The organism is Pseudoalteromonas luteoviolacea (genome assembly GCF_018100925.1).
GTDB lineage: Bacteria > Pseudomonadota > Gammaproteobacteria > Enterobacterales > Alteromonadaceae > Pseudoalteromonas > Pseudoalteromonas obscura.
On record NZ_JAGJEH010000053.1, the window covers coordinates 1 to 892 of the forward strand.

Sequence of the window (892 nt, forward strand, 5' to 3'; positions counted from 1 at the left end):
ACTCTCACCATATGAGTTTTTACTTACCTAAAGTAAGTGGCGTCCCCTAGGGGATTCGAACCCCTGTTACCGCCGTGAAAGGGCGGTGTCCTAGGCCTCTAGACGAAGGGGACACAAATTCAATTTTAAACACTCGAAGTTTAAAACTAAACAATGTCACTAGGACTTTTTTCAACGATTATGCTTGGTGGAGCTAGGCGGGATCGAACCGCCGACCTCCTCGCTGCCAGCGAGGCGCTCTCCCAGCTGAGCTATAGCCCCTTATTGCATACGGGAACTCGTCACCGTGCATCGCTGAGTGCGGGGCGCATTCTATGCAGGGAGGAAAATAAAGTCAACAATTTTTAGTTAAGTTTTTTCTAACTGCTTCAAAAAGCGCCCAAGAGGACACAATATAAACAAAACTCTGCCTTAATTCAATCAAACCTTTTGTTTTAGTTTGATTTTTATACAGAAAGACTGGTTATTCCCCTCCCCTGATTCACTCACATACATTGTTTTAACTTAATAACTTAAACTAACCGGATTGGAATTGAATAAAGAACAATAATCCACTCGTCCAGACTGTTCCAAATCACATTACGTTTGTTGCTTTGTGGGCTAACAACGATAACTTGTACCTCTTTTATTTATGTCATTTACACTCCTTATAATGAAGAGCAATTGTAATTTTGTTAATTTGCCTATAAATACAGCAAGCAAACGAAATTTTCATTTTTAAGTATTGACTCCTTTGCACGGCTCCCTATAATAGCGCCCCACAGCAACGCGGTGTTATGCACAATGTTTGTTGTAAAATTAGATATGGGTTGTTAGCTCAGTTGGGAGAGCATCGCCCTTACAAGGCGAGGGTCACTGGTTCAAGTCCAGTACAACCCACCATATCTAAGAT

The 892-nt window shown here is 41.7% G+C and carries 3 tRNA genes; 1 reads left to right on the forward strand and 2 read right to left on the reverse strand.

From position 1 onward, the window contains the following. Positions 1-37 precede the first annotated feature (37 nt). Positions 38-113, reverse strand: a tRNA-Glu gene (locus J8M00_RS28020). Positions 114-185: 72 nt separating this feature from the next. Further along, positions 186-261 (reverse strand) — tRNA-Ala (locus J8M00_RS28025). Positions 262-806: 545 nt separating this feature from the next. Between J8M00_RS28025 and J8M00_RS28030 the strand changes: the two genes are divergently transcribed. Beyond that, positions 807-882: transfer RNA gene (locus tag J8M00_RS28030), tRNA-Val, on the forward strand. The last annotated feature ends 10 nt before the right edge of the window (positions 883-892 follow it).